This window comes from Pseudomonas sp. B21-028, from assembly GCF_024749045.1.
Taxonomy (GTDB): Bacteria; Pseudomonadota; Gammaproteobacteria; order Pseudomonadales; family Pseudomonadaceae; genus Aquipseudomonas.
This window is the reverse complement of the sequence record NZ_CP087184.1, coordinates 4073179-4098845: the sequence shown is the minus strand read 5'-3', so window position 1 is coordinate 4098845 and position 25667 is coordinate 4073179. Positions and strand designations below refer to the sequence as shown.

23 protein-coding genes are annotated in these 25667 nt (G+C 62.0%); 9 read left to right on the top strand and 14 right to left on the bottom strand.

Features of this window, described 5'->3' with window-relative positions; translation table 11 throughout:
* Positions 1-19: 19 nt before the first annotated feature.
* Positions 20-883 carry an MBL fold metallo-hydrolase gene (locus LOY35_RS17225; protein ID WP_258625076.1) on the bottom strand — a complete coding sequence of 288 codons (864 nt, stop codon included), beginning with the start codon at positions 881-883 and terminating at the stop codon, positions 20-22.
* A gap of 137 nt (positions 884-1020) precedes the next feature.
* Between LOY35_RS17225 and LOY35_RS17220 the strand changes: the two genes are divergently transcribed.
* The gene (locus LOY35_RS17220) at positions 1021-1821 is read left to right on the top strand and encodes a sulfite exporter TauE/SafE family protein (protein WP_258625074.1); all 801 of its coding nucleotides are present in this window, start codon (positions 1021-1023) and stop codon (positions 1819-1821) included.
* 135 nt (positions 1822-1956) lie between these two features.
* On the opposite strand, the gene LOY35_RS17215 is transcribed toward LOY35_RS17220, so the two are convergent.
* From LOY35_RS17215 to LOY35_RS17185, 7 genes are all read right to left on the bottom strand, one after another.
* Positions 1957-2823, bottom strand: coding sequence for an aldose 1-epimerase (locus LOY35_RS17215; protein ID WP_258625073.1), 867 nt, complete (start codon positions 2821-2823; stop codon positions 1957-1959).
* A gap of 222 nt (positions 2824-3045) precedes the next feature.
* Positions 3046-4326, bottom strand: coding sequence for a TRAP transporter large permease (locus tag LOY35_RS17210; RefSeq protein ID WP_258625072.1), 1281 nt, complete (start codon positions 4324-4326; stop codon positions 3046-3048).
* Complete coding sequence (locus tag LOY35_RS17205; RefSeq protein WP_258625070.1) at positions 4326-4853, bottom strand: TRAP transporter small permease; 528 nt, start codon at positions 4851-4853, stop codon at positions 4326-4328. The genes LOY35_RS17210 and LOY35_RS17205 overlap by 1 nt, the downstream gene beginning before the upstream one ends.
* A gap of 76 nt (positions 4854-4929) precedes the next feature.
* The gene (locus LOY35_RS17200; protein WP_258625067.1) at positions 4930-5898 is read right to left on the bottom strand and encodes a TRAP transporter substrate-binding protein; all 969 of its coding nucleotides are present in this window, start codon (positions 5896-5898) and stop codon (positions 4930-4932) included.
* 56 nt (positions 5899-5954) lie between these two features.
* Positions 5955-6860, bottom strand: a complete 906-nt coding sequence (locus LOY35_RS17195; protein ID WP_258625066.1) for an SMP-30/gluconolactonase/LRE family protein — start codon at positions 6858-6860, stop codon at positions 5955-5957.
* Between the two features lie 43 nt (positions 6861-6903).
* On the bottom strand, positions 6904-7725 hold the full coding sequence (locus tag LOY35_RS17190; RefSeq protein ID WP_258625064.1) for an NAD(P)-dependent oxidoreductase: 822 nt from the start codon (positions 7723-7725) through the stop codon (positions 6904-6906).
* 292 nt (positions 7726-8017) lie between these two features.
* Complete coding sequence (locus tag LOY35_RS17185; RefSeq protein ID WP_258633662.1) at positions 8018-9247, bottom strand: OprD family porin; 1230 nt, start codon at positions 9245-9247, stop codon at positions 8018-8020.
* Positions 9248-9815: 568 nt separating this feature from the next.
* Here LOY35_RS17185 and LOY35_RS17180 point away from each other — a divergent pair.
* Positions 9816-10436, top strand: a complete 621-nt coding sequence (locus LOY35_RS17180; protein WP_258625061.1) for a TetR/AcrR family transcriptional regulator — start codon at positions 9816-9818, stop codon at positions 10434-10436.
* 115 nt (positions 10437-10551) lie between these two features.
* On the opposite strand, the gene preA is transcribed toward LOY35_RS17180, so the two are convergent.
* The 3 genes from preA to hydA all read right to left on the bottom strand — a co-directional run bounded on the left by preA (position 10552) and on the right by hydA (position 14786).
* Positions 10552-11826, bottom strand: coding sequence for an NAD-dependent dihydropyrimidine dehydrogenase subunit PreA (gene preA / locus LOY35_RS17175; RefSeq protein ID WP_258625059.1), 1275 nt, complete (start codon positions 11824-11826; stop codon positions 10552-10554).
* Positions 11827-13194: an NAD(P)-dependent oxidoreductase gene (locus LOY35_RS17170; protein ID WP_258625057.1), complete on the bottom strand. Its 1368-nt coding sequence runs from the start codon at positions 13192-13194 to the stop codon at positions 11827-11829.
* Positions 13195-13346: 152 nt separating this feature from the next.
* Complete coding sequence (hydA, locus tag LOY35_RS17165; protein ID WP_258625056.1) at positions 13347-14786, bottom strand: dihydropyrimidinase; 1440 nt, start codon at positions 14784-14786, stop codon at positions 13347-13349.
* Positions 14787-15167: 381 nt separating this feature from the next.
* Between hydA and LOY35_RS17160 the strand changes: the two genes are divergently transcribed.
* The 4 genes from LOY35_RS17160 (at position 15168) to LOY35_RS17145 (ending at position 20127) form a co-directional block, all read left to right on the top strand.
* Positions 15168-16646, top strand: coding sequence for an NCS1 family nucleobase:cation symporter-1 (locus tag LOY35_RS17160; RefSeq protein WP_258625055.1), 1479 nt, complete (start codon positions 15168-15170; stop codon positions 16644-16646).
* 122 nt (positions 16647-16768) lie between these two features.
* Complete coding sequence (locus tag LOY35_RS17155; protein ID WP_258625054.1) at positions 16769-18052, top strand: Zn-dependent hydrolase; 1284 nt, start codon at positions 16769-16771, stop codon at positions 18050-18052.
* A 96-nt stretch (positions 18053-18148) separates the two neighbouring features.
* Complete coding sequence (locus LOY35_RS17150) at positions 18149-19633, top strand: helix-turn-helix transcriptional regulator (RefSeq protein ID WP_258625053.1); 1485 nt, start codon at positions 18149-18151, stop codon at positions 19631-19633.
* A gap of 242 nt (positions 19634-19875) precedes the next feature.
* A complete protein-coding gene (locus LOY35_RS17145; protein ID WP_258625052.1) occupies positions 19876-20127 on the top strand; it encodes a DUF1652 domain-containing protein in 252 nt (83 codons plus the stop codon).
* A 70-nt stretch (positions 20128-20197) separates the two neighbouring features.
* Here the strand turns inward: LOY35_RS17145 and LOY35_RS17140 are convergent, their stop codons facing one another.
* From LOY35_RS17140 to LOY35_RS17130, 3 genes are read right to left on the bottom strand one after another with little or no spacing between them, the layout of a single operon-like run.
* Positions 20198-21583 carry a HAMP domain-containing sensor histidine kinase gene (locus LOY35_RS17140; RefSeq protein ID WP_258625050.1) on the bottom strand — a complete coding sequence of 462 codons (1386 nt, stop codon included), beginning with the start codon at positions 21581-21583 and terminating at the stop codon, positions 20198-20200.
* On the bottom strand, positions 21561-22244 hold the full coding sequence (locus LOY35_RS17135) for a response regulator transcription factor (RefSeq protein WP_258625048.1): 684 nt from the start codon (positions 22242-22244) through the stop codon (positions 21561-21563). Before LOY35_RS17135 ends, LOY35_RS17140 begins: the two co-directional genes overlap by 23 nt.
* Positions 22241-22546: a hypothetical protein gene (locus LOY35_RS17130; RefSeq protein WP_258625047.1), complete on the bottom strand. Its 306-nt coding sequence runs from the start codon at positions 22544-22546 to the stop codon at positions 22241-22243. Before LOY35_RS17130 ends, LOY35_RS17135 begins: the two co-directional genes overlap by 4 nt.
* Between LOY35_RS17130 and hcnA the strand changes: the two genes are divergently transcribed.
* From hcnA to hcnC, 3 genes are read left to right on the top strand one after another with little or no spacing between them, the layout of a single operon-like run.
* A complete protein-coding gene (gene hcnA / locus LOY35_RS17125) occupies positions 22545-22868 on the top strand; it encodes a cyanide-forming glycine dehydrogenase subunit HcnA (protein WP_258625045.1) in 324 nt (107 codons plus the stop codon). The genes LOY35_RS17130 and hcnA overlap by 2 nt on opposite strands.
* Positions 22865-24274: a cyanide-forming glycine dehydrogenase subunit HcnB gene (hcnB, locus tag LOY35_RS17120; RefSeq protein ID WP_258625044.1), complete on the top strand. Its 1410-nt coding sequence runs from the start codon at positions 22865-22867 to the stop codon at positions 24272-24274. Before hcnA ends, hcnB begins: the two co-directional genes overlap by 4 nt.
* Positions 24267-25556 (top strand): cyanide-forming glycine dehydrogenase subunit HcnC, encoded by a 1290-nt coding sequence (gene hcnC, locus LOY35_RS17115; protein WP_258625043.1) that lies wholly within the window; start codon positions 24267-24269, stop codon positions 25554-25556. Before hcnB ends, hcnC begins: the two co-directional genes overlap by 8 nt.
* Positions 25557-25667: the final 111 nt, after the last annotated feature.

The following is a 25667-nucleotide window of genomic DNA, read 5'->3' as shown; positions in this document are numbered from 1 at the left end:
ATCCCACAGGGTTTTGCCTTCAAAGCTGATTGAGCGGAATCTTCAGATAGGTCACGCCATTGGCTTCGGCCGGCGGCAGGTTGCCTGCCCGCACATTGACCTGGATCGCCGGCAACAGCAGCGTCGGCATGCCCAACGTGGCGTCGCGCTGGGTGCGCATGGCGACGAAGGTCGCTTCGTCGATGCCATCGTGAACGTGGATATTGTGCTGGCGCTGTTCGCCCACGGTGCTCATGCAGCGGGGCTCGCGATGGTCTGGCGGATAGTCATGGCACACATACAACCGCACGTCGGCGGGAAACGCTAACAGTTTGCGGATCGAGGTGTAGAGGTGGTGGGCGTTGCCGCCGGGGAAGTCGCAACGGGCACTGCCGACATCGGGCATGAACAGCGTATCGCCCACCAGGATCACATCGTCGTCGATCAGGTACGCCATGTCCGCCGGGGTGTGACCGGGCACGTGCAGCGCAGTGGCCTTGAGGTTGCCGATGAAGAATGTTTCATCGGGGCCGAACAGATGATCGAACTGCGAACCGTCCACGGCAAACTGCGCTTCGAGGTTGAACAGCGCCTTGAACACGTTCTGGACCTGGCCGATAGACTCGCCGATGGCGATCTTGCCGCCCAGTTCCCGCCGCAGGTAGGCCGCGGCGGAGAGGTGATCGGCGTGGGCGTGGGTTTCCAGCAGCCATTGCACGGTCAACCGGTGTTCCCGCACGAAGGCGATCACCCGGTCGGCCTGCGTGGTGCCGCTGCGCCCCGAGGCCGGGTCGTAGTCGAGCACTGGATCGACCACCGCGCATGGCCCAGCGCCCTGTTCATAAACGACATGGGTGTAGGTCTGTGAAGCGGGGTCGAGGAAGCTTTGGATCTGCGCGGGCATGACAACGAACCTGTGCGGAAGGAACCGGTTGCAACATCTAAGGTTAGCAACATATGGTCCGCAGCTTAGTGAGGGCCAAGGCGTCCTGCAAATGCGATCGCACCTGCCAACAGGTGTGCGCGGCTTGAGAGAACCTTATGTTACTGGCGAGTTTTTTCGGTGTGGCCATGGGCCTGGTCCTGGGATTGACCGGGGCGGGCGGCGGCATCCTCGCGGTTCCGGCGTTGGTGCTGGGCCTGGGCTTGACCATGACCCAGGCCGCGCCCGTGGCGTTGTTCGCCGTGGGCAGTGCGGCGGCGGTGGGCGCCATCGATGGCTTGCGCCATGGCCTGGTGCGCTATCGCGCGGCGTTGCTGATCGCCTTGCTGGGGGCGGTGTTTTCGCCCTTGGGCATTTTCCTGGCCCATCAGCTCCCGGAAAAAATCCTGATGATCCTGTTCAGCTTGTTGATGGTGCTGGTGGCGGCACGCATGTTGCGCCGGGAAACTCCGCAGCCGGGGCCGAGCGACCACGGCGCGGCCAGTTGGGGCCAGAAGAATTGCATGCTCGACCGCCAGACCGGACGCCTGGCCTGGACCCCGCGCTGCACCGCCACGCTGGCGGCGCTCGGCGCGGTGACCGGGGTGGTCTCCGGCCTGCTGGGCGTGGGTGGCGGTTTCCTGATCGTGCCGGCGTTCAAGCAACTGACCGATGTGCAGATGCGCGGGATCGTCGCCACTTCGCTGATGGTCATCAGCCTGATTTCGCTGATCGGCGTGGCGGGGGCCTTTCATGCCGGGGTGCGTATCGATCAGGTCGGGGCGGGGTTCATCGTGGCCAGCATTGTCGGCATGGTACTGGGCCGGCGGCTGGCGTCCCGAGTCCCGGCCCGGGTGTTGCAGGTGGGATTTGCCGGGGTGTGCCTGGGGGTGGCGGTGTACATGTGGGTGCGGGCGTAATGTGCGCAGCTGTGAAAACTCAGTGTGGGAGCAAGGCTTGCCCGCGATGAAGTTAGCGCCATTTTTACCTTGGAACCGTGTCGCCTCTATCGCGGGCAAGCCTTGCTGCCACAGCAGGCTCCCTCGCCACAGGGATTACAGTGGCTTGCACTGCATCGAAAATCCCAACGCCACCGACTGCCCTTGCTCCAGCAGGCGCAACCCCGGTCGTCCCGGCAGGTGATGGGCATTGACCGGGTGGCTGACCGGTTCGATGCAGAAGAAGTCCAGACCCACCGGGCAGTACAGCAGGAAGTAATCGCTGCCGCTGGCTCGGCACTCCAGTGCATAGCCCAGGCCGGGTTGTTCGATCAGGCAGTGTCCGTCCCAACCGCCGAAGCCATTGTCCACGAGGGTGTCGGGCAGCACGCGAGGCTGCTGGAAGTTCCAGTGCGCGGGGACGGCACTCAGTTCCGTCGGCAGCTTCGTGGCGTCGCACAGCCAGACGTCGGTGGCGCGGGTTTGCAGGCGTGTGGCGCTGGTCCGAGGAAAGTAGGGGTGCAAGCCCAGTCCATGCCATGCCGGCTGTTCAGCCAGGTGGGTGACGTGCAGGGAAATCTGCAACTGGCCACCGTCCAGGCGGATTTTCAGGTCGGCGCAATAGGCGAACGGGTATTGGCTGTGCAGTTGCAGCGATGCCTCCTGGGGGCTCTGTTCGATCACCTGCCACGCCTGTTGCCAGGCGCTGCCATGAATCGGAAAAGGCTCGTTGGGGCTATTGGCCTCCAGTGCCAGCCAGCCGCCAGGGCAATCGAAACCGCCGTTGGCGATCCGGTTCGACCAGGGAATCAATGGAAAACAGCCGAGCTTGCCGGGCAGACGGTTTTCCAGCGCCTGGGGTGCGGGCGGGCGCAGCAGCGGCTGGCCGTTGCTGCGCAAGGTCCAACTGACCAGGCTGGCCCCCAGGTGTGGCGCCACGGTGAGGCGGGTCAAGTCGTCTTCAAGATGCAGGAGGGAGGTCATAGGGGCGTTGTCTGCAGGGTAGGAGGGGCGGTGCAAGGGTTTCTATGTGAACGCTATGGTGGCGAGGGGATTTATCGAAACGTCGCACCGCCCCGCTGGGCTGCGAAGCAGCCCTAAAACCAGCCGCCTCGGTGTGTCAAACAGATTGAGTCTGCTGTGATGGGGCTGCTGCGCAGCCCAGCGGGGATAAATCCCCTCGCCACCAAGGGGATTTGCTTCGAATTACAACACCAGATGCGGCAGCCACAGCGAAATGGCGGGGACGTAAGTCACCAGCAGCAGTACCAGGAACAGCATGGCGTAGAACGGCAGCAGGGCCTTGACAGTGCTTTCGATGCTGACCTTGCCAATGGCCGAACCCACGAACAACACCGCGCCCACCGGTGGCGTGATCAGGCCGATACCCAGGTTCACCAGCATGATCATGCCGAACTGCACCGGGTCCACACCGATGCCCATGATCACCGGCATCAGGATCGGCGTCAGGATCAGGATCAGCGGCGCCATGTCCATCACGGTGCCGAGCAGCAGCAACATCACGTTGATGCACATCAGGATCACATAGCGGTTGTCCGACAGGGTCAGGAACGCGGTGGTGATTTTCGCCGGGATTTCCATCAGCGTCATGATGTAGCCGAAGCTGGCGGCGAAGCCGATCAGGATCATCACGATGGAGATGGTGCGCACCGTGCGGTGCATCAGTTTCGGCAACTCGCTCCACTTGTAGTCGCGATAGATGCACATGGTCACGAAGAATGCCCAGACCACGGCAATGGCGGCCGACTCGGTGGCTGTGAAAACACCCGAGAGAATGCCGCCCAGGATGATGAACAGGGTCATCATGCCCCACATGGCTTCCTTGCAGATCTTCAACGCTTGCTTGAGCGGAATCACCTCGCCCTTGGGGTAATTGCGCTTTCTCGCAAAGACCAGACACAGCGCCATCAGGCAGAGGTTCATCATGATGCCGGGGACGATGCCGGCCATGAACAGCGATCCGATGGAAACGGTGCCGCCAGCGGCGAGGGAGTACAGCACCGCGTTGTGGCTGGGCGGCGTCAGCAGCGCTTGCACCGAACCACTGACGGTGACGGCGGTGGCGAACTCACGCGGATAGCCGCGGCGTTCCATTTCCGGAATCAGCACCGAACCGACCGAAGCGGTATCGGCTACCGAGGAACCGGAGATCGCGCCAAAAAAACTCGAGGCTACGAGGTTGACCAATGACAGGCCACCGCGCACGAAGCCTACCAACACACTGGCAAATGCCACCAATCGGCGGGACATGCCGCCCTCGGCCATGATCGCACCGGCCAGGACGAAGAAGGGAATGGCCAGCAACGAGAACTTGTTCACGCCGCCCGTTATCTGAATCATCATGGCCTGGAACGGAATATCGATCCACCACGCCCCGATCAGGGCGGCAGCGCCCAGCGCGTAGGCGACCGGCATGCCGATCATGATCAACAACAAAAAACTGCCCAGCAGAATCAGAGCGTCCATTAAGCGGCACCTTCGTTTTCTTCAACCAGGTCGAACTGCACGACCCGACGCTTGCTTTGATCACCCAGCAAGAGCTTTTCCAGGACAAAAATCAGTGTCAGGAAACCACCGACCGGGATCGGCATGTAGGTGATGCCGACGCGCAGGGTGGGGATGGCGCTCATGAACTGATTCCAGGTGGTCATGCACAGCTTGGTGCCCCAGATGGTCATGAAAATGCACACCGCAGCCATCAGGAGCTGGGTGAAAACCGAAGCCAGGGTTTGCCAGCGCCGGGGCAGGCGGCTGGTGACCATGTCCACGGCCATGTGCGAGCCGGAGCGGTAGCTGGCGGCGGCACCGATGAAGGTAAAGACGATCATCAGCAAGATGGCGGTAGGCTCTGGCCAGCTTGAGCCGGTACCGAGAACGTAGCGGGCAAAAACCCCCCACGGAATCATCAGCGCAACGGCAAGGACAGAAAGGCCGGCCACCCAGATGCAAGTCATGTAAATCGTGTCGTTGATACGCAGCAGTAAATTCTTCATCGGGTTCCACCGTAACCGGGCGCGCCTTTTAACCGCAGGCGCGCCTGGCCTTTTCATGAGTACAGATCGAAAGGGATTACTGGACCGCTTCGATACGCTTGATCAGGTCGGCATAAGGCGCGCCGTATTTGGCCCGGATCGGTGCGGTGGCGTCGTAGAAAGGTTTCTTGTCGACGGTGATGAACTCCACGCCGGCAGCCTTGAGTTTTTCTTCACTGGAGGCGGACTTCTTGTCCCACAGCACGCGCTCTTCGGCCTGGGCCGCCTTGGCGGCTTTTCTCACCATGTCCTGCTGTTCCGGCGTGAGCTTGTTCCAGGTGATTTTCGACATCACGATCGGCTCGGGCAGGATCAGGTGACCGGTCAGGCTATAGAACTTGGCGTTCTGGTAGTGGTTGTGCTCGAGCATGGTCGGCGGGTTGTTTTCCGCGCCATCGATCACGCCGGTCTGCAAGGCGCTGAAGATCTCGCCGGTGTCCATCGCAATACCGTTGCCGCCCATGGCATTGATGGTGTCGATGAACATCGGGTTGCCTTGGACACGAATCTTCATGCCCTTGAGGTCTTCGAGCTTGCGCACTGGCTTCTTGGTGTAGAGGTTGCGCGTGCCGCCGTCCATCCAGGCCAGGGCCACCAGGCCAAACTCGGAGTTGGTGATCCGGTCGAGGATCGCATCGCCCACTTCACCGTCGATGACGGCGCGCATGTGGGCCTGGTCGCGGAAGATGAATGGCATGTTGAAGACGTTCACGTCCGGCACCACAGGGCCGACGATACCCAGGCTGACGCGAGTCATCTGGATCGCGCCGGCTTGCATCTGCTCGATGACTTCTTTTTCAGAGCCCAGTACGCCGCCTGGGAAATACTTGAACTTCAACTCGCCGTTGCTCTCCTTTTCCAGGGTTTTACCCATGGATTCCTCGGCAACCACGGTCGGGTAGCCCTTGGGGTGGATGTCGGCGATCTTGATATCGAGGGCATGAGCCGCCTGCGCCAGGAAGGCCAGGGGCAAAGCGGCGATCAAAAGCGTGCGTTTGAAATTCATGATCTATCTCCAGTGTTGTTGTTTTTATGTCTATCGATGTGAAGCGGTAAAGCAGATCAGTTCGCGGAGTGTTTCCGTCCTCCGAAAGCAGGTTCAGCCAGGCCCTTGACGCCGGGGTTGAGGGCGAACACGCCACCGGCCAGGGATTGCGGGTCGTTGTCATCGCCTGGGCGGATCGAGGTGACGAACAGGGTGTCCAGACGGCTGCCGCCAAAGGCGCACATCGTCGGTTTCTTCACTGGTACGGCCAGCGAGCGGTCCAGCCGGCCATCCGGGGTAAAGCGATGGATCAGCCCGGCATCGTTGGCGCAGATCCAATAGCAACCCTCGGCATCCACCGCCGCGCCGTCGGGGCGTCCGGCCAGGGGCTGCATGTCGACGAACAGCCGGCGGTTGGAGGGCGTGCCGCTGTCGATGTCGTAGTCGAAGGCCCAGATCTGCTGCACCAAAGGGTGCGAGTCGGAGAGGTACATCGTCCGTCCGTCCGGGCTGAAACCGAGGCCATTGGGCACGATGAAACCACTCAATTGCGCCTCGACCGGGCTGCGCTGTCCAGCCTCATAACGGTACATCCGGCCCTGGTCGACGTTGGCGCCCATGTTCAGCACCATGCTGCCGGCCCAGAAACGCCCCTGACGGTCGCAACGACCATCGTTGAGGCGCATGTCGGTGCGACTATGCTCGACGTTCGCACACAGTTCACTGTCCAGGCTGCCGTCGTCGTTGGGGTGCAGGCGAAAGAAACCGCTCTCCATGCCGGCCACCCAACCGCCGTCCTGGTGACGGGCGATACAGGCGAGCATTTCGGGGGCTTCCCAACCTTTGAGTTGACCGGTCCCGGCGTTCCAGCACTGCAGGCCGCCGCTGGGAATGTCCACCCAGTACAGCGCATTTTCCCCGGGAACCCACACCGGGCTTTCCCCGACGGCGTTGCGTGCGTCGACAATCAATTCAGCTTGCATGGTGATTCCTTTGTACATTCGTATCCCATGAAAAACAGGCGAATCAGTCGTCGAACGGGCCGGCCGCTACGAAAGCACCGCCCTGGTAGATCCGGGCCGGGTCATCGGCGGCCGGCATCGGCTGCGCTTCGACCTTGGCGCGGAAAATTTCGGAACTGTCCTTGGGCTGATAACCCAAGTGCGCAGCGTGGCTGTTGTCCCACCAGACATCGCGGTTGGCGGACATGCCATACACCACGGTGTGCCCGACTTTCGGGGTGTAGAGCGAGCATTCGATCAGGTGGGTGAGGTCGTCGTAGCTCAGCCAGGTGCTCATCATTCGGCGGTTCTGGGGTTCGACGAACGAAGAGCCGATGCGGATGCTGACGGTCTCGATGCCGTAGCGATCGAAGTAGAAACTGGCCATGTCTTCGCCGTAGGACTTGGACAGGCCGTAGTAGCCGTCCGGACGGCGAGGGGACAGGGCGTCGAGGGCTTCGTCCTGCTTGTAGAAACCGATCACGTGGTTGGAGCTGGCGAAAATGATGCGTTTGACGCCGTGCTTGCGGGCGGCTTCATAAATGTGAAACACCCCGCTGATGTTGGCGCCGAGGATCTCTTCGAACGGGCGCTCTACCGAAACACCACCGAAATGCAGGATCGCATCGACGCCCTCCACCAGTTGATGCACCGCCTGTTTGTCGGACAGGTCGCACAGCACCACTTCCTCGCTTTCATCGATGGCCGGAGTCATGTTGGCGATGTCCGAAAGGCGAATGTGCCGGGCGAAAGGCTTGAGGCGTTCGCGCAGGACTTTGCCCAGGCCGCCGGCGGCACCGGTCAGTAGCAAGCGATTGAAAGGGTGACGAATGTGTGTGGTAGTCATGGAGTTACCTGAGCGAACAGTGAGAGGTATCAGTTATAGGTTGCCGTTTGACCGCTGGAAAATATCCTTGTCCTCATGTTGATCTCCCTGTGGGAGCGAGCCTGCTCGCGAAAGCGGTGGGTCAGCTTGCATAGATGTTGGATGTACCGTCGCCATCGCGAGCAGGCTCGCTCCCACAGTGGTTGGCGTCGTGTACAGATAATGTGTTCATCACAATCCCCTGTGGGAGCGAGCCTGCTCGCGATAGCGGTGGATCAGTCGTCGCTTGAGCGACAGACCCACCGCAGCCGCCTTACAACAAGCTGATCGGGTAGCTGATAAAGATGCGATTCTCGTCGAACTCATTGGTGCTGTAGTCCCGACGAATCGAAGCATTACGCCACTTTACGTTGAGGCTCTTCAGCGCGCCGCTCTGCACGGTGTACGCCAGTTCGGTTTCACGTCCCCATTCCTTGCCATCGTCCACCGTGGCGGTATGCACGTTGTCGCCGCTGATGTAGCGGTTCATCAGGGTCAGGCCCGGTACGCCGACAGCGGCGAAGTTGAAGTCGTGGCGCACTTGCCAGGATTTTTCCCTGGCGTTGTCGTAGCTGGAGTTGTAGCTGTCGTTGGCCAGGGTGCCACCGCTGGTGCCGTTGACGCGCATCCAGGCATCGTCGCCGCTGAGCTTCTGCAAGCCGACATAGAAGGTGTTGCCACCGTACTTGGCCGAGAGCAGGGCGAAGGCGGTCTTGTTGTCCAGGTCGCCGGCCAGGGCGCTACCGTTTTCCTTGCCGATGAAGTAGCCGAGGTTGGCACCCAGGGTCCAGTCGCCGATGGGCTGGCTGTGGGTCAGGTTGAAATACTGCTGCTGGTAGATGTCGCTCAGTTCCGAGTACCAGACGCCAACCTGGGTGCGTTTGTCGTTGAAGGCGTACTCACCACCGCCGAAGTTGAAACGGTCGGACGTGAAGGCCGAGCGGCCGTTCATGGACATGTCTTCCATGCTCGCGTCGTTGCGCGGGCTGTTGGCGCGGAACTGGCCGCCATAGAGGCTCAGGCCGCTGATCTCGGTGGAGGTGACCTGGCCACCGCGGAAAGTTTGCGGCAGGGAACGACCGTCGTCGGAGCGCAGGATCGGCAACACCGGCATCCATTCGCCGACCTTCAGCTCGGTCTTCGACACCTTGGCCTTGAGGGCGACACCCAGGCGGCCGAAGTCATCGGCCGGGCGGCCGTCATCGTGCACCGGCAACAGTTGCGTCCCCGTCGTGCCGCGACCGCCATCGAGCTTGATCGAATACAAGCCCAGCACATCCATGCCGAAACCCACCGTGCCCTGGGTGAACCCGGATTTGGCGTCGAGGATGAAGCTCTGGGTCCATTCCTCGGCCTTGCCCTGGGCGTTGTTCGGGTTGGTGAAGTTACGGTTGAAATAGGCATTGCGCAGGTTCAGCGTGGCCTTGGCGTCATCCACGAAACCTTCGGCGTGGACGGCGGTTGGCAGGAACGCGGCCAGGCCGGTGCAACCGAGCAGCAGCATTGCGGGGCTGGAATGGAGAAGGGTACGGCGGGTTGAACGGTGGTCGGGAGAAAAACGGACACGTTTGCTCACTATGACGGCTCCTGCTTTTTTGTTGTTTTTATTTGTCATACGTCGTCGTACAACATGGCGTGGATTATTTGTTGGGCGCTGCGCGTTGTCAACTGGCCATGATCGGAATTATCCAACTGGGCGATGCTGGGAAATGGGCTGGGTCAATGGTTGCAGCAAAGCAAAGGACAGGGCCAGGCCTTTGGCGGCGGCTCTTTGCAAGCAGCGGCCTCACCTGAGGGTTATGCGATGACTGGTCTAAGACATTGGTCGAATAGTCCCCTCGAAGCACCTCAGTTTCTGTGGCGAGGGGATTTATCCCCGCTGGGCTGTGAAGCAGCCCCCTAGGCACTCGCACAATATGTCTGATACATCCAGGTATCTGTAATTAGGGCTGCTTCACAGCCCAGCGGGGATAAATCCCCTCGCCACAAGGAGCGACTCCCGCGGGGAATCGCGGTGTTTTCGACAGTGGGTGGATGCTAGTCTTGGGCATCGCTGTTGCCAGGGAGCCCTCATGGGCAATCACAAGATCGAGATTCGTCGCAGTAACGTCGAGAAAATCCTGCTGGCCGCCGAGAAGGTCTTTGCCGAGAAAGGCTTCGGCAGCACTGCCATGGCCGACATCGCGGCTGAAGTGCAGTTGCCCCGTTCCAACCTGCACTACTACTTCAGCACCAAGAGCGAGCTGTACAGCGCCGTGCTGTTCGATCTGCTGGAAGTCTGGAAGCAGGACGCCTTGTGTTTCGAAATGTTCGACGATCCGCGGGTAGTGCTCAGCAGCTACATCCGCGCCAAGATGAACCACTCCCGCAGCCGGCCCCATGGTTCGAAGGTCTGGGCCAACGAAGTGATCCATGGTGCGCCCACGCTGGGGCAGGCGCTGGACGCCAGCCTCTATGAGTGGGCCAAGATGAAGGAAGCGAAGATTCGCCAGTGGGTGGAGGACAAACGCATCCTGCCGGTGGAGCCGTCGAGCCTGCTCTACATGATCTGGGCGTCGACCCAGCATTACGCCGACTTCGACCACCAGATCAACATCCTCAACGATCACCAGCCGTTGTCGGACATGCAGTTCGAGCGGGCGGTGCAGACGGTGACCGGGGTGATCTTGCGGGGGATCGGGTTGGAACCCTGAAACTTGTGGTGCTTCTGATGGCCTCATCGCGAGCAGGCTCGCTCCCACAGGAGACAGCGTTTCCAATGTGGGAGCGAGCCTGCTCGCGATAGCGCCAGTCCAGGCACCGCAGCTCTCAAACCGCTACATGATAGGGATTACGCGGATCATGATCCCAATCCAGAAACGGCTTGCCCGTTTCCACCGGCACCATCTCGATGCAATCCTGCACCGGGCAGGTGATCTGACACAGGTTGCAGCCTACGCATTCTTCATCGATCACTTCATATTTGCGCGTTCCGTCAGCCTGCCTGTGGCTGGCGATGGCCTGGTGCGAGGTGTCTTCGCAGGCGATGTGGCAACGGCCGCAACCGATGCAGGCCTCCTGGTCGATCCTGGCGATGACCTGGTAGTTGATGTCCAGGTATTTCCAATCGGTGGTGTTGCCCACCGCGCGACCGGAGAACGCCTGAAGGTTGGCGTGACCCTGGCTGTCCATCCAGCGTGACAGGCCGTCCTTCATCTCTTCGACGATGCGAAAACCGTGCAGCATTGCGGCCGTGCACACCTGAACCGCGCCGCTGCCCAGGGCGATGAATTCCGCGGCATCGCGCCAACTGCCGATGCCGCCGATGCCGCAGATGGGCAAGCCGCGGGTCTGCGGGTCACGGGCGATTTCCGCCACCATGTTCAGCGCGATCGGCTTGACCGCCGAGCCGCAGTAACCCCCATGGGTGCTCTGGCTGCCGACGGTGGGCAGCGCGACCATCCGCTCCAGGTCGACGCTGGTGATGGAGTTGATGGTGTTGATCAGCGACACCGCATCCGCGCCACCGCGATGGGCCGCCCGGGCGGCGACGCGGATGTCGGTGATGTTCGGCGTGAGCTTGACGATCACTGGCAGCGAGCAATAAGTCTTGCACCAGCGGGTCACCTGTTCGACGTACTCCGGTACCTGACCGACCGCCGCGCCCATGCCCCGTTCCGGCATGCCGTGGGGGCAACCGAAGTTCAGTTCGATACCGTCGGCGCCGGTGGCTTCCACCAGGGGCAGGATGTGTTTCCAGGACTCCTCGACACAGGGCACCATCAGCGACACGATCAACGCCCGGTCCGGCCAGTCCTTTTTCACCTGGGTGATTTCCCGCAGGTTGATCTCCAGGGAGCGGTCGGTGATCAGCTCGATGTTATTGATGCCCAACACCTCGCGATTGGCGCCGAAGTGCGCCGAGTAGCGCGACGACACGTTCACCGCCGCCGGGTCTTCCCCCAGGGTTTTCCAGACCACGCCACCCCAGCCGGCCTCGAATGCGCGGACCACGTTGTAGGCCTTGTCGGTGGGCGGCGCGGAGGCCAGCCAGAACGGGTTGGGGGCTTTGATGCCGGCGAAGACAATAGACAGATCGGCCATTTACGCAGCCTCCACGTTGAGCATGAGTTGGGCGTTGATCGCCTCGGCGGCGAGCTTGCCGTGCTGCACCGCCTGTACGGTGAGGTCCTGGTCCAGGCTGGTGCAATCGCCGCCGGCATACACGCCGGCGATGCTGGTGCGCAGGTGTTCGTCCACCAGGATCCGTCCGTCCTGGCGCTTGAGTTCCCGGGCCAGCGGGTCCGCCAGTGCGTCCTCGTCAAAAGCCTGGCCGATGGCCTTGAAAATGCCGTCGGCGGCCAGGTCGAACGTGTCGGCATCGATGACCAGTCGTCCGTTCTCCAGATGGGTGCGGGAGAAGCGCATGCCCCGCACGTGGCCAGCGTCGTCGAGCAGCACCTGTTGCGGTTGGGCCCAGGTCAGCAGGCGGACCTGATTGGCCTTGGCAATGTCCTGCTCGTGGCCGGTGGCGCCCATGTCCTCAAGCCCGCGACGGTAAACCAGGCTGACGTCCCGGGCGCCGAGGCGGGCCATCTGCACGGCCATGTCGATGGCGGTGTTGCCGGCACCGAGCACGATGCAGCGGTCGGCCAGCGGCAACTGGCTGAGGTCATCGGCCTGGCGCAGCTCGCGGATGTACTCGGTGGCGGCCAGCAGCCCCGGCGCTTGTTCATCGCTCAGGCCCAGTTGCTTGCTGGCGGCCAGGCCGAGGCCGAGGAACACCGCGTCGAACTGTTGGTGCAGTTCGCTCAGGCTGAGGTTTTCTCCCAGCTTCTGGCCGTGGCGGATTTCGATGCCGCCGATCTCCAGCAGGAAGTCCAGTTCGCGCTGGGCGTAATCGTCCACCAGTTTGTACTTGGCGATCCCGTATTCATTGAGGCCGCCGGCCTTGTCCCGGGCCTCGAAAATCACCACGTCATGGCCGTGCATCGCACTGCGGTGAGCGCAGGACAGGCCCGCCGGGCCGGCGCCGACCACGGCGATGCGCTTGCCAGTGGCGGTGGCCCGCTTGAACGGGTGTTCGCTGAATTGGGCATTGTCCACGGCGTAGCGCTGCAACTGGCCGATCAACACCGGGGCGCATTCGTGGCTGTTGTTGCGCACGCAGGCTTGCTGGCAGAGGATTTCCGTAGGGCAGACCCGGGCGCAACTGCCGCCGAGGATGTTGGCCGAGAGAATCTTCTGGGCCGCGCCCTGGACATTGTCCTGGTGGATGTTGCGAATGAACGACGGAATATCGATCTCGCTCGGGCAAGCGTTCACGCACGGTGCGTCGTAGCAGTACAGGCATCGGGACGCTTCCAGATGGGCCTGCCGGTCGTTGAGGGGTGGCGCCAGGTCGCTGAAGCGGGCGGCGAGGGAGGTCGGGTCTTCCTGGGAATGGGGAAGGTGGCTCAAGGGCTGGATCATGGAATGGGCCTCACGGTGTTTGAGGTGCTGCCTCTGATGGGCAGTGTTTTTCTGGGAGCTGCGCTGGCCCCATCGCGAGCAGGCTCGCTCTTACATTGGAAATGCGGTCCTCTGTGGGAGTGAGCCTGCTCGCGATCGGCCGAAGGCCGCTGTCAGCGTTTCACAGCAGTCGGCCTGTGCATCTCAGCCCGCTTGCTCAGCAGATCGAACACCGCCGGATACGCCGGTCGTTCGATATAGCGCCCGGCCCCGCGCTCGGCCCGCAGGTCACCGTTGGCCCACACCAGCCGACCCTGGCTGATGGTATGGCTGGGCACGCCGCGCACGGTCTTGCCTTCAAAGATGTTGAAGTCCACTTGCTGATGGTGGGTCTTGGCCGAAATCGTGCGGTTGCCTTGGGGATCCCAGAGCACCAGGTCGGCGTCGGCACCGACGCGGATCGCCCCTTTGCGTGGGTAGAGGTTGAAGATCTTCGCGGTGTTGGTGGAGGTCAGCGCGACGAAATCCTGCATCGACAACTTGCCGCTGTTGACCCCTTCGTCCCAGAGCACGGCCATGCGGTCTTCGATGCCGGCGGTGCCGTTGGGGATTCTGCTGAAGTCGTCGCGGCCGGCGGCTTTCTGTTCGGCGCAGAAACAGCAATGGTCGGTGGCGGTAGTGTGCAGGTTGCCCGATTGCAAGCCGTGCCACAGTGCCTCTTGATGCCCGCGGGGACGGAAGGGTGGGCTCATCACGTAACCGGCGGCGGTCTGCCAGTCGGGGTGGCGATAAACGCTGTCGTCCAGCAGCAGGTGCCCGGCCAGCACTTCACCGTAGACCGGTTGGCCTTTGCTGCGGGCATAGGTGATTTCGTCCAGCGCCTCCTTGGTGGAAACGTGCACCAGGTACAGCGGCGTGCCCAGCGTCTCGGCAATGCGGATGGCCCGGCTCGCGGCTTCGCCTTCCACTTGCGAAGGCCGTGACAGCGGATGGGCTTCGGGGCCGGTGATGCCTTGGGCCAGCAGCTTGCGTTGCAGGTGGTAGACCAACTCGCCATTCTCGGCGTGCACCGTGGGCACCGCGCCCAGTTCCAGGCAGCGCTCGAAGCTCGCCACCAGGGTGTCGTCGGCGGCCATGATCGCGTTCTTGTAGGCCATGAAATGCTTGAAGCTGTTCACGCCGTGGTGGTTGACCAGCTCGGCCATTTCTTCACGGACCTGTTCGCTCCACCAGGTGATTGCGACGTGAAAACCGTAGTCGCTGGCGCTTTTTTCGGCCCAGCCGCGCCATTGGTGAAAGGCTTCCATCAGCGATTGCTGGGGATTGGGAATCACGAAATCGATGATCGATGTGGTCCCGCCGGCCAGGCCTGCCGCCGTACCGCTGAAGAAGTCTTCGCTGGCGACCGTGCCCATGAAAGGCAACTGCATGTGGGTGTGGGGATCGATGCCGCCGGGCATGAGGTATTGGCCGCTGCCATCGAGCACTTCGACGGCGGCCGGAACATCCAGGTTTTCACCGATGGCCTTGATCATGCCGTCGGCACAGAACACATCGGCACGGTAACTTTCATCATGGGTAATAACGGTGGCGCCACGGATCAACAGAGACATTCCGAGTTCCTCGCAGGCATGACCGACTGATGTCGGTTCTTTATGTTTTTTCAGATCGCGGCATGCAGTGCGGGAAGATTCCTGTCACTGCTGTCAGGATTAGACGCTAGCTTGAGATATTGAAATGAGCAAGATTATTTTCCATAAGCCTGTTTTATTTTTAACTGACTGAAAAACAACAATTAAATACAGAAAACAGCAAGGTTATGAGTCTCCAGCCCATTTTGACGAGCTTGACAGGATCATTATTTGAGCGAGATTTATTACGGCAAATCAGCGGCTTGATCGCCGTTGAGCCTTGGTAGCACGCGTGCTTTACATGCAAGTACTCCGGCCATCGCCCCGTCGATGAGCAAAAATAATGAAAACAGTGGAGCGGACATGACCAGATCAACTGTGACCGAGCGCGATGGGTTGTTCGAGCTTGAAGCCGGCAGCGACGTACTCGAGAGCCCCCGTTACAACCACGACATCGCACCGACCAAGGTGCACGAGCGAACCTGGAACAAATGGCACATCACCGCGCTGTGGGTCGGCATGGCGATCTGCGTGCCGACCTATACCCTCGGCGGTGTACTCACCGCCTATTTCGGCCTGACGGTGGGCGAGGCGCTGCTGGCGATTCTGTTTGCCAACATCATCGTACTGATTCCCCTGACCCTGAACGCCTTTGCCGGAACCAAATACGGCATTCCGTTTCCGGTGCTGTTGCGCTCGTCCTTCGGGGTCCTCGGCTCCAACGTTCCTTGCCTGATCCGCGCCCTGGTGGCGTGCGGCTGGTTCGGGATCCAGACCATGTTCGGCGGGCTGGCGATCCACTTGTTTCTCGGTTCGGTGTTCGAAGGCTGGAAGAGCCTGGGCGGCACGGGCGAGGTGCTTGGCTTCATGATGTTCTGGGTGATGAACCTGTGGGTGGTGCTGCGGGGCGCCGAATCGATCAAGTGGCTGGAAACCCTGTCCGCGCCGCTGCTGGTGCTGGTGGGGGCGGGCTTGCTGGTGTGGGCCATGCCCAATGTGTCCCTGACCGAACTGATGGCGGTACCAGCCAAACGACCCGAGGGGGCCAGCGTGACCGGCTATTTCCTGGCCGGGCTGACGGCCATGGTCGGTTTCTGGGCGACCCTGTCGTTGAACATTCCGGACTTCAGCCGGTATGCCAAGAGCCAGAAGGACCAGATCGTGGGGCAGATCATCGGCTTGCCCCTGACCATGTTCCTGTTCGCCTCCCTTGGCGTGGTCATGACCGCCGCCTCGGAAAAACTGGTGGGCGTGACCGTTTCCGACCCGGTGACCTTGATCGGGCATATCCAGAGCCCGTTGTGGGTCGCGCTGGCCATGGTGCTGATCATCGTCGCCACGCTCTCGACCAACACCGCCGCCAACATCGTTTCACCCACCAATGACTTCCAGAACCTGGCGCCCAAGCTGATCGGCCGTTCCAAGGCGGTGATGCTGACCGGGCTTGTGGGGCTCGCGCTGATGGCCCACGAACTGCTGAAAAAACTCGGCTGGATTGTCTCCGACGTCAGCCTTGAGTCGGTGTATTCCAATTGGCTGCTGGGCTATTCAAGCCTGCTGGGGCCGATTGCCGGGATCATGGTGGTGGATTACTTCCTGATCAAGAAACAACAGCTGGACCTGGCGGGGTTGTACCGCGACGACGTTTACCCGGCATGGAACTGGAACGGTTTCATCGCCTTCGGTGTGCCGGTGGTATTGACCCTGCTGTCGTTGAGCAGTGATGCGTTCAGCTGGTTCTACAGCTATGGCTGGTTCACCGGCTCGGCGTTGGGTGGGGTGATCTATTACGGGTTGTGCGGTTTGCGTGCGAGCCCATCCGTTGCCAAATCTGCTGTGTAGAAAAGGGCCTCATCGCGAGCAGGCTCGCTCCCACAGGGAAATGCATTTCAAATGTGGGAGCGAGCCTGCTCGCGATGGCGGCTTCGAATACACCGAAAAATGCCTGGAAAAAGGAGATCCCCATGAACGCCGCCGTCGACGTCCTGCAATCCACCCATCAACACATCAACCGCGACCGCCTCTGGCAGTCGCTCATGGACCTGGCCCAATTGGGCGCCACGGTCAAGGGCGGTGTATGCCGGCTGGCCTTGACCGACCTCGATCGCCAGGCCCGGGACCTGTTCGTGCAGTGGGCCGAGGCGGCCGGCTGCACCGTCAGCATCGATGGGGTGGGCAATATTTTCGCCCGCCGTCCGGGACGCAATCCGATCCTGCCGCCGGTAATGACCGGCAGCCACATCGACACCCAGCCCACCGGTGGCAAATTTGATGGCTGCTTTGGGGTGTTGTCCGGGCTGGAAGTGCTGCGCACCCTCAATGACCTGAACATCGAAACCGAGGCGCCGCTGGAAGTGGTGGTGTGGACCAACGAGGAGGGCTCGCGCTTCGCGCCGTGCATGATGGGGTCCGGGGTGTTCGCGGAGAAATTCACCCTCGAAGAAACCCTCGCCAAGGTCGACGCCGAAGGCATTACCGTGGGGCAAGCGCTGAATGCCATCGGCTATGCCGGTCCGCGTCAGGTCACCGGTCATCCGGTGGGGGCGTATTTCGAGGCGCACATCGAACAGGGCCCGATCCTGGAAGACGAACGCAAGACCATCGGTGTCGTCATGGGCGCACTGGGACAGAAGTGGTTCGACCTCTCGCTGCGGGGTGTCGAGGCCCATGCCGGCCCGACCCCCATGCACCTGCGCAAGGACGCTTTGGTCGGCGCCTCGATCATCGTCGGTGCCGTCAACCGTGCCGCCCTCGGCCATCAACCCCATGCCTGCGGCACTGTCGGTTGCCTGCAAGCCTACCCGGGCTCGCGCAACGTCATTCCGGGCGAAGTGCGCATGACCCTGGATTTCCGTCATCTGGAACCGGCGCGGCTGGATTCGATGATCGCCGAGGTCAAGCAGGTCATCGAAGACACCTGCCGGCAACATGGCCTGACCTATGAGTTGACCCCCACCGCGGACTTCCCGCCGCTGTATTTCGACCCGGGTTGTGTCGACGCCGTCCGCGGTGCCGCCCAGGGGCTGGGCCTGTCCCATATGGACATCGTCAGCGGCGCCGGCCATGACGCGATTTTCCTGGCCGAGCTGGGCCCGGCCGGGATGATCTTCGTACCCTGTGAAGGCGGGATCAGCCACAACGAAATCGAGAACGCCGCCCCCGATGACCTTGCCGCCGGCTGTGCGGTGTTGCTGCGGGCAATGCTGGCCGCTTCCCAGGCCATCGCCGAGGGGCGCATGGCGGCTTGAACGAGTGGAACGGCGGCTTCGCCACCGCCCACAAGGGAACGCACGGCGACCACGGACGGTCGTAACCTCCATGCGCTTCTGACCTATGGAGACCCAATGAGCCAGGACGTCCCGACCACGGAGACAAATCGTCGTCAATTGCTGCAAATCATCGCCGGACTGTCGGACGGGGTGATGTTGATCGAAGTCGACCAGACCATCGCCTGGGCCAACGAGGCCGTGTTGAACATGCACGGGGTCAAGGACCTCGCGGAACTGGGCGCCAATGCCCGGGAGTACGCACGGCGTTTCAACTTGCGTTATCGCAACAACCATCCGTTGACGGCGGACAACTACCCCATCGCCCGAGTGGCCCGTGGCGATGAGTTCAGCGATGTGCTGGTAGAGGTCACGCCGGTGGCCGATCCGGACCGTACCTGGGTCCACCGCATCCGCAGCATGGTACTGACCGATCGCAACGACGCCCCGACGTTACTGGTGCTGATCCTCAGCGACGCCACGGAGTGGGCCAGCGCCGAACAGCGTTTCGAGAAAACCTTCGGTGCCAACCCGGCACCGGCGGTGATCTGCCGCCTCAGCGACCTGCGTTACATCAAGGTCAACCAGGGCTTCCTGGAGATGACCGGCTACAGCCGCGAGCAAGTCATTGGCCGTTCGGTCTACGAGTTGGACGTGCTCGAGGCCGCCGAGCGCCGTGAGCTGGCCATCGAGCGCCTGGGGCAGGGCGCGACCATTCCGCAGATGCAGGCCGAGCTGAAGTTGCCGGAAGGCACGAGCAAGCAAGTGATCGTCGCTGGCCAGCCACTGGACCTGCACGACGAGGATTGCATGCTGTTTTCCTTCATGGACATGGAGCCGCGACGCAAGGCCGAAACGGCCCTGCGCCAGAGCGAGGAGCGTTTCGCCAAGTCGTTTCGCCTGTCCCCCGTGCCTACCTTGGTGTGCAGCGCCGAACAGCTATTGCTGGAAATCAACGACGCCTTTCTCGACACCACCGGGTATGCCAGTGAAGAACTCTTTGGTAAGACCGTGGCGGAAATCGGCTTTCTCGACAAGGACGCCAGTGCCACGCTGTTTGCCCGTCTGGAGAAGACCGCGACGGTGTCCAATGTCGATGTCAAGGTCCGCAAGAAGGGCGGTGAGATGATCGACTGCGAAGTGGCGGCCGACACCGTGATCATCCAGGACCAGCCGTGTTACCTGTTGGTTCTGGTGAACATCACCGAACGCAAGCGCTCGCAACTGGAACTGGTGGCGGCGATCGAGGAGGTGATGAAGGACGCGTCCTGGTTCAGTCGTACGCTGATAGAGAAGCTGGCCAACGTGAAGAGCATCAACACGCAACTGCCCAGCACCTCCTACACCGAACTGACTGCCCGTGAGCGTGATGTGCTGGGGCTCATTTGTCAGGGCCTGGCAGACAAGGAGATCGCCGCACGCTTGAAACTGGCGCCCAATACCGTGCGAAATCACGTCGCCACCCTGTACTCGAAACTGGATGTTCACAGCCGCAGCGAGGCCATTGTCTGGGCCCGTGAGCGGGGGCTGTTCGGGAATGAATGGAACGTGAAGGCACCATGATAGCCAGTGCAAATGCACCGGATGGGTTAGTGCAAATTCAGGTTTCTGCCTGGCAGGCGGCTGCTTAGGATGTGAGGGTGCGGCAGTATCAGAGCTATGCCGCGTCCCCACGGAACAGTCAAGGAATACGCCGTAATGTGTAGTGATCGAAGCCAACGTGCCGTCGACAGGATGTCTGCTGAAACCCGGGGCCCGGCGTTGTTTGCCGCTCCTTTGCGTGTTTTGTTTTGAGGGGGCAGACCATGACCCAATTGGCCCCCCTGCGCACCCGACTCGAAGAAAGTTTCTCGCCGCTGTCCTGCGAATGCAGCCTCAATGGCGACGGTACCCTGACCGTCCGTCTTTATCGCCGTGAAAGCGGGGAGGTGGACCTGGTGGTGAGTGGCTTGAACCTCGACAGTGTTCGCTCGGAAGAAAGCCTGGCGAAGCTGATTGACGAATTGCGATATGAGCTGCGCAACACCCCTGGGCATCGCAACGACCCCATTGGCTGATCCAGTTTTGGCTGGTCCATCTGTGGCGAGGGGATGAATCCCCTCGCCACAGATGGACTGGGTTCGATCGCTACAACAGCGTCGCCTGGCAATCGAGCGCCAACCGTGCGCCGCCGTATTCGCTGTTGCCCACCTCCAGCGTAAAGCCGTGCAAATTGACAATCGCCGCGACGATCGACAGACCCAGGCCAAACCCGCCATGGTGGCTGCTGCCCTCGGCACGATAGAAGCGGCGAAACACGGCCTTGCGCTCCGGTTCCGGAATGCCAGGGCCGGAGTCGAGTACTTCGATGCGGGTGCTGTCGCCCTGATCGATACCGCGCAGGATCACTTTGCCTCCCGCCGGGGTGAACTTGATGGAGTTGCTCAACAGGTTCGACACGGCTTCGAACAGCAGGGCCCGGTCGCCGTTGAGCAAGGGCAGGGTCTCGGGCACTTCGAGGCTGAAGAACAGCTCGCCTTCTTCGGCCAGGGGCAGATAGAAGTCATGCAGTTCCTGTAGCAACTGCAGCGGGTCGACGCGCACGAAACCCGAGCGACGCTGCTGGTCTTCCAGCTCTGAGATCCGCAACAAGCCTCGGAACCGTGCCATCAGCGTATCGGTCTCGGCAATCACCTGATCCATTTGCAAGGCCTCGGGGGACCCGTCCGCGGCTTGTTGCTGGATGCGATAGAGTTGGGCGCGCAGACGGGTCAGCGGCGTGCGCAGGTCGTGGGCAATGTTGTCGCACACGCCCTTGACCTCGTTCATCAGGCGTTCAATGCGATCGAGCATGGCATTGACGATTGCCGCCAGCATATCCAGTTCATCCCGCCGGCTCGACAGCGGCAGGCGATGGGTCAGGTCGCCGGCCACGATGGCCTCGGCATTGGCCTGCAGTTTACGGATGCGCTGCAGCGGTCGGCGGCGCAAGAGATGCCAGCCGGCAATGCCCGGCAGAATGGTCAGCGACACACCCCATAACAGCGCGTGGAGGATGATGCGGGTCACCGCGAAGAGCGAGCCGTTGTCTCGCGCCAGCACCAGCCAGCGCCCGTCCTGGGTCCGGGTTGCCACGGCGTCGCAACTGTCCGAGGGCACGCCCGGGTCGTCGTAGTCGACACAATGGCTCAGTATGTGGATTTTGCCATCGAGTGGCAGATCGTTGGGAATCCGCAGGATCGGCCCGCTCAGGTGGCGCAACCGGGGGCTGAACAGGCCATAAGCGTCGACGCCGCGGTCGTCCAGGGTCAGGCTGGCCATGAGCGCATCTTCCAGTTGATCGCCGTGGATGCGGGCGAACAGGTGCTGGCGCTGCATCAGGGAATGCTTGGCCAGGCTGTCGAGGTAGCCGAATACCTCGTAGTACATGACCCCCATCAGGATCGCGCTCCAGAGCACGAACAGCGCACTGTACAGCGCCAGCAGGCGGCTGCTGGAAGAGCGCCAGCCCTTAGCGGGGTTCAGCAATGACATAGCCCGAGCCCCGCACTGTGCGAATCAGCGGTTCCAGGCCCGGCGGATCGATTTTCTTGCGCAGGCGACCGATATGGACGTCGATCAGGTTGGTGCCGGGGTCGAAGTGATAGCCCCAGACCTCCTCGAAGATCATCATGCGCGAAAGAATCTGCCCGCTATTGCGCATCAGGAACTCCAGCAGTTTGTATTCGGTGGGCAGCAGGCTGAGCAACTGCCCGTTGCGGCTCGCTTCGCGGCTGATCAGATTCAGTTCCAGATCGGCCACGCGCAGGATGGTTTCCGGTTCCCGGGCACCATTATTACGCCGCAGCAGCACCTCGACACGGGCGGCCATTTCATCGGTGGCGAACGGTTTGGTCAGGTAGTCGTCGCCGCCGGCCCGCAGGCCACGTACGCGCTCATCCACATCGGAAAGGGCGCTGATCATCAGGATCGGCGTCGCCACGCCCATGGTGCGCAGTGTGGTGACAATCACGAGGCCGTCGAGCTCAGGCAGCATGCGGTCGAGGGTAATCAGGTCGTAGTCGCCGCTCACCGCTCGCTCCAGGCCTTCGCGACCGTTATCGACCCAATCGACGTTGAGGCCGTTACGGGTCAGCTCGGCGACGATTTCACGGGCGGTCACGGCGTCGTCTTCGATGGTCAGGATGCGGTTCATGGGCGGTACCGGGTTGAGAAGTTGATGCCATTGCGCAGCATTCTGCCAAAGAAAACCTGTCGGCTTTCTGAAAAAAAGTTCATGGACGGGCAAACGGTTTCACTGGCCTGGATCAACACCTGGTCACAAATAATCCCTAACATGAATTGAGTGCGCACCATTATGTTGCGTCCGTTGCCTGCCTTGGCGCGCTGTCGCTGGCGGGTACTGACGCCAACCGGTGATGGTCTGCCGCAAGGAGCCGAGACCTCACCGGTCTTCGATAAAGCACTCAATAACGCATCAAGGAAGAGCAGCATCATGCAGCCTCAAGACCTTCTACGCCAAAAATTCGATATCCAACCCTTGACCCGGCCCGACATGACGGTGCACCTGGATGGGCGGATCGTCAATGCCGCCCGGGGCGAAACCGTCCTCACCGTTATCCAGTCCCAGGGCCAGCGCCAGGTAGCCCGCAACGATCATGGCCAGATCAGCGGCGCCTACTGCGGCATGGGCGTCTGCCAATGCTGCCTGGTCAGGATCGACGGCCGCCACAAGCGCCGCGCCTGCCAGACCCAGGTACGCCCCGGCATGCAGATCGAAACCCGGACCAACCGCATCGCCGAAACGGAGGCACCATGAGCCTCGATCCGGTGATTGTCGGCGGTGGACCGGCAGGTATGGCAGCCGCCATCGAGCTGGCGGCGCACGGGGTGCGCTGCACCTTGCTTGAAGAGGCTCCGCGCCTGGGTGGCGTGGTGTATCGCGGGCCGTTGCGGGACGGCGTCAGCCTCGACTACCTGGGACCGCGCTACAGCGAAGCCCTGGAAAAGCTCCACGGCGAGTTCGACCGGCACGCCGGGTTGATTGACGTCCGGCTCAATCACCGCGTCATCGGGGCCGAAGGGTTGCGGACGCTGATGCTGCTCGATGCCGAGGAGCGCGTGTGCGAGGTTGCCTATTCTCACCTGGTCCTGGCGGCCGGTTGTCATGAGCGCAGCGTGCCGTTCCCCGGCTGGACCCTGCCCGGGGTGATGCTGCTCGGTGGCCTGCAACTGCAGATCAAAAGTGGGGTGGTCAAGCCGCCGAGCCCGGTGGTGATCGCGGGTACCGGTCCGTTGTTGCCGCTGGTGGCGTGCCAGCTGCATGCCGCGGGCGTGGCCGTGGCCGGGGTCTATGAAGCCTGCGCATTCGGCAGGATCGCCAGGGAAAGCCTGGCGCTGCTGAACAAGCCGCAGCTTTTCCTCGATGGCCTGAGCATGCTGGCCTACCTCAAGCGCCATCGCATACCCATGCGCTATGGCTGGGGCGTGGTGCAGGCCCATGGCGAGGGCGAATTGAACATGGTCACCGTCGCGCCGTATTCCAGCGACTGGGAGCCCGAGCTCGAACGCGCCGAGCAAGTACCGGCCCAGACGTTGGCCGTCGGCTACGGTTTCATACCGCGCACCCAGTTGAGCCAGCAGATGGGCCTGGAGCATGGTTTCAGCGACGATGGCTACCTGCGGGCGGTGTCCGATGCCTGGCAGCAAAGCAGCGAGGCGCACATCCACCTGGCCGGTGACATGGGCGGGATTCGCGGCGGTGAAGCAGCCATGTTGAGCGGGCGTATTGCCGCGCTGTCGGTGCTGATGCAATGCAATGTGCTGGATTCCCATACCGTCCTCGAACGCCGGGCGCAGTATCAGGCGAAGTTGGACCGGATCATCCGCTTCCGTGCCGCCGTGGACCGCTACACCCGACGCGGTGCGGGGCAAACCGCGCTGCCGGCGGCCGATACGGTGATCTGCCGTTGTGAACACGCCACCCGCGCCGACATCGACCGGGCCCTTGAGCAGGGCGTGCAAGACATGGCCAGCCTGAAGATGCGCACCCGGGTGAGCATGGGCGATTGCCAGGGGCGGATGTGCGTAGGGTACTGCAGCGACCGCCTGCGCGAGGCCACCGGGCGTGCCGACGTCGGCTGGCTACGGCCACGCTTCCCGATCGATCCGATACCGTTCTCAGCGTTCCGCAATGTCGGCATGGAGGCCGCCCGCCATGATTAAGCACCCAGGAATCCAGGACTACGACGTGGTCATCGCCGGTGGCGGCGTGATCGGCGCTTCCTGTGCCTACCAGTTGTCCAAGCGCAAGCACCTGAAAGTCGCCCTGATCGACGCCAAGCGTCCCGGCAACGCGACCCGCGCTTCGGCCGGCGGCCTGTGGGCCATTGGCGAGTCGGTGGGGTTGGGGTGTGGGGTGATCTTCTTTCGCATGATGTCGGCCAACCGCAAGCGCCAGACCCCGATCCAGAGCCAGAGTGCGGCCGTGGCGGTGGATGCCAGCACGCCGCACATCCTGCCCCAGTCGTTCTTCGACTTTGCCCTGCAGTCCAACGCGATGTACCCCCAGTTGCACCGGGAGTTGCTGGACAACCATGGCATGGATATCAAATTCGAGGAAACCGGGCTCAAGTTCGTGATCTACGACGACGAGGATCGCTTGTATGCCGAGCACATCGTCGCCTGCATTCCCCACCTGGCCGATCAGGTGCGCTGGCTTGACCAGGCTGCCCTGCGCGAGGCCGAGCCCTGCGTCAGCCATGAAGCCCGGGGTGCCCTGGAGTTCCTGTGCGATCACCAGGTCAGCCCGTTCCGGCTGGCCGACGCCTACACCGAAGGTGCCCGGCAGAATGGTGTCGACCTGTACTTCAACACCCACGTTACCGGGGTGCTGCGTAGCGGCGCTCGGGTGACGGGAGTGAAAACCGCCGAGGCCGGAACCTTCCACTGCCGGACCCTCATCAACGCCACCGGTGCCTGGGCGGCGGACCTGAGCGAGCAGGCCACCGGGGTGCGGATTCCGGTCAAGCCGGTCAAGGGGCAGATTCTGCTGACCGAACGCATGCCGAAAATCCTCAACGGCTGCCTGACTACCAGCGACTGCTACGTGGCACAGAAAGACAACGGTGAAATCCTGATAGGCAGCACCACCGAAGACAAAGGCTTCGACGTGACCACCACCTACCCGGAGATCGAGGGGCTGGTGCAGGGGGCGATGCGGTGCATTCCGCAACTGGCCGACATCAACCTCAAGCGGACCTGGGCCGGCCTGCGCCCCGGTTCCCCCGATGAATTGCCGATCCTGGGGCCGATGCGAGGGGTGGAAGGGTACCTCAATGCCTGCGGACATTTCCGCACGGGCATCCTGACCTCGGCCATCACCGGGGTCTTGCTGGACAGGCTGGTGAACAACGAGCCGCTGCCGTTGGATATCACGCCGTTCCTAGCGGACCGTTTCGAGGTGACGCCGAGGGTTGCTGAAGCCAAGAAGATGGGGCTGGCCTGAGACAGCGAGCCAGTGTTGTGAGCGCAGAACTTGCAGCCACCCAGGGAACTCTGTGGGAGCAAAGCTTGCTCGCGATTGCGGTAAGTCAGTCAGCAACAATGTTGACCGGTC

Bases quoted from the DNA above. Each gene is read 5' to 3' on its own strand.
- LOY35_RS17135 (WP_258625048.1), bottom strand. From the start codon at position 22,244: ATGAACCGCATCCTGACCATCGAAGACGACGCCGTGACCGCCCGTGAA.
- LOY35_RS17150 (WP_258625053.1), top strand. From the start codon at position 18,149: ATGAGCCAGGACGTCCCGACCACGGAGACAAATCGTCGTCAATTGCTG.
- hcnC (WP_258625043.1), top strand. From the start codon at position 24,267: ATGATTAAGCACCCAGGAATCCAGGACTACGACGTGGTCATCGCCGGT.
- LOY35_RS17140 (WP_258625050.1), bottom strand. From the start codon at position 21,583: ATGTCATTGCTGAACCCCGCTAAGGGCTGGCGCTCTTCCAGCAGCCGC.
- hcnB (WP_258625044.1), top strand. From the start codon at position 22,865: ATGAGCCTCGATCCGGTGATTGTCGGCGGTGGACCGGCAGGTATGGCA.
- LOY35_RS17215 (WP_258625073.1), bottom strand. From the start codon at position 2,823: ATGACCTCCCTCCTGCATCTTGAAGACGACTTGACCCGCCTCACCGTG.
- hcnA (WP_258625045.1), top strand. From the start codon at position 22,545: ATGCAGCCTCAAGACCTTCTACGCCAAAAATTCGATATCCAACCCTTG.
- LOY35_RS17180 (WP_258625061.1), top strand. From the start codon at position 9,816: ATGGGCAATCACAAGATCGAGATTCGTCGCAGTAACGTCGAGAAAATC.
- LOY35_RS17225 (WP_258625076.1), bottom strand. From the start codon at position 883: ATGCCCGCGCAGATCCAAAGCTTCCTCGACCCCGCTTCACAGACCTAC.
- LOY35_RS17210 (WP_258625072.1), bottom strand. From the start codon at position 4,326: ATGGACGCTCTGATTCTGCTGGGCAGTTTTTTGTTGTTGATCATGATC.
- LOY35_RS17160 (WP_258625055.1), top strand. From the start codon at position 15,168: ATGACCAGATCAACTGTGACCGAGCGCGATGGGTTGTTCGAGCTTGAA.
- LOY35_RS17145 (WP_258625052.1), top strand. From the start codon at position 19,876: ATGACCCAATTGGCCCCCCTGCGCACCCGACTCGAAGAAAGTTTCTCG.
- LOY35_RS17195 (WP_258625066.1), bottom strand. From the start codon at position 6,860: ATGCAAGCTGAATTGATTGTCGACGCACGCAACGCCGTCGGGGAAAGC.
- LOY35_RS17200 (WP_258625067.1), bottom strand. From the start codon at position 5,898: ATGAATTTCAAACGCACGCTTTTGATCGCCGCTTTGCCCCTGGCCTTC.
- LOY35_RS17205 (WP_258625070.1), bottom strand. From the start codon at position 4,853: ATGAAGAATTTACTGCTGCGTATCAACGACACGATTTACATGACTTGC.
- preA (WP_258625059.1), bottom strand. From the start codon at position 11,826: ATGGCCGATCTGTCTATTGTCTTCGCCGGCATCAAAGCCCCCAACCCG.
- LOY35_RS17190 (WP_258625064.1), bottom strand. From the start codon at position 7,725: ATGACTACCACACACATTCGTCACCCTTTCAATCGCTTGCTACTGACC.
- LOY35_RS17170 (WP_258625057.1), bottom strand. From the start codon at position 13,194: ATGATCCAGCCCTTGAGCCACCTTCCCCATTCCCAGGAAGACCCGACC.
- LOY35_RS17185 (WP_258633662.1), bottom strand. From the start codon at position 9,247: ATGCTGCTGCTCGGTTGCACCGGCCTGGCCGCGTTCCTGCCAACCGCC.
- LOY35_RS17130 (WP_258625047.1), bottom strand. From the start codon at position 22,546: ATGATGCTGCTCTTCCTTGATGCGTTATTGAGTGCTTTATCGAAGACC.
- hydA (WP_258625056.1), bottom strand. From the start codon at position 14,786: ATGTCTCTGTTGATCCGTGGCGCCACCGTTATTACCCATGATGAAAGT.
- LOY35_RS17155 (WP_258625054.1), top strand. From the start codon at position 16,769: ATGAACGCCGCCGTCGACGTCCTGCAATCCACCCATCAACACATCAAC.
- LOY35_RS17220 (WP_258625074.1), top strand. From the start codon at position 1,021: ATGTTACTGGCGAGTTTTTTCGGTGTGGCCATGGGCCTGGTCCTGGGA.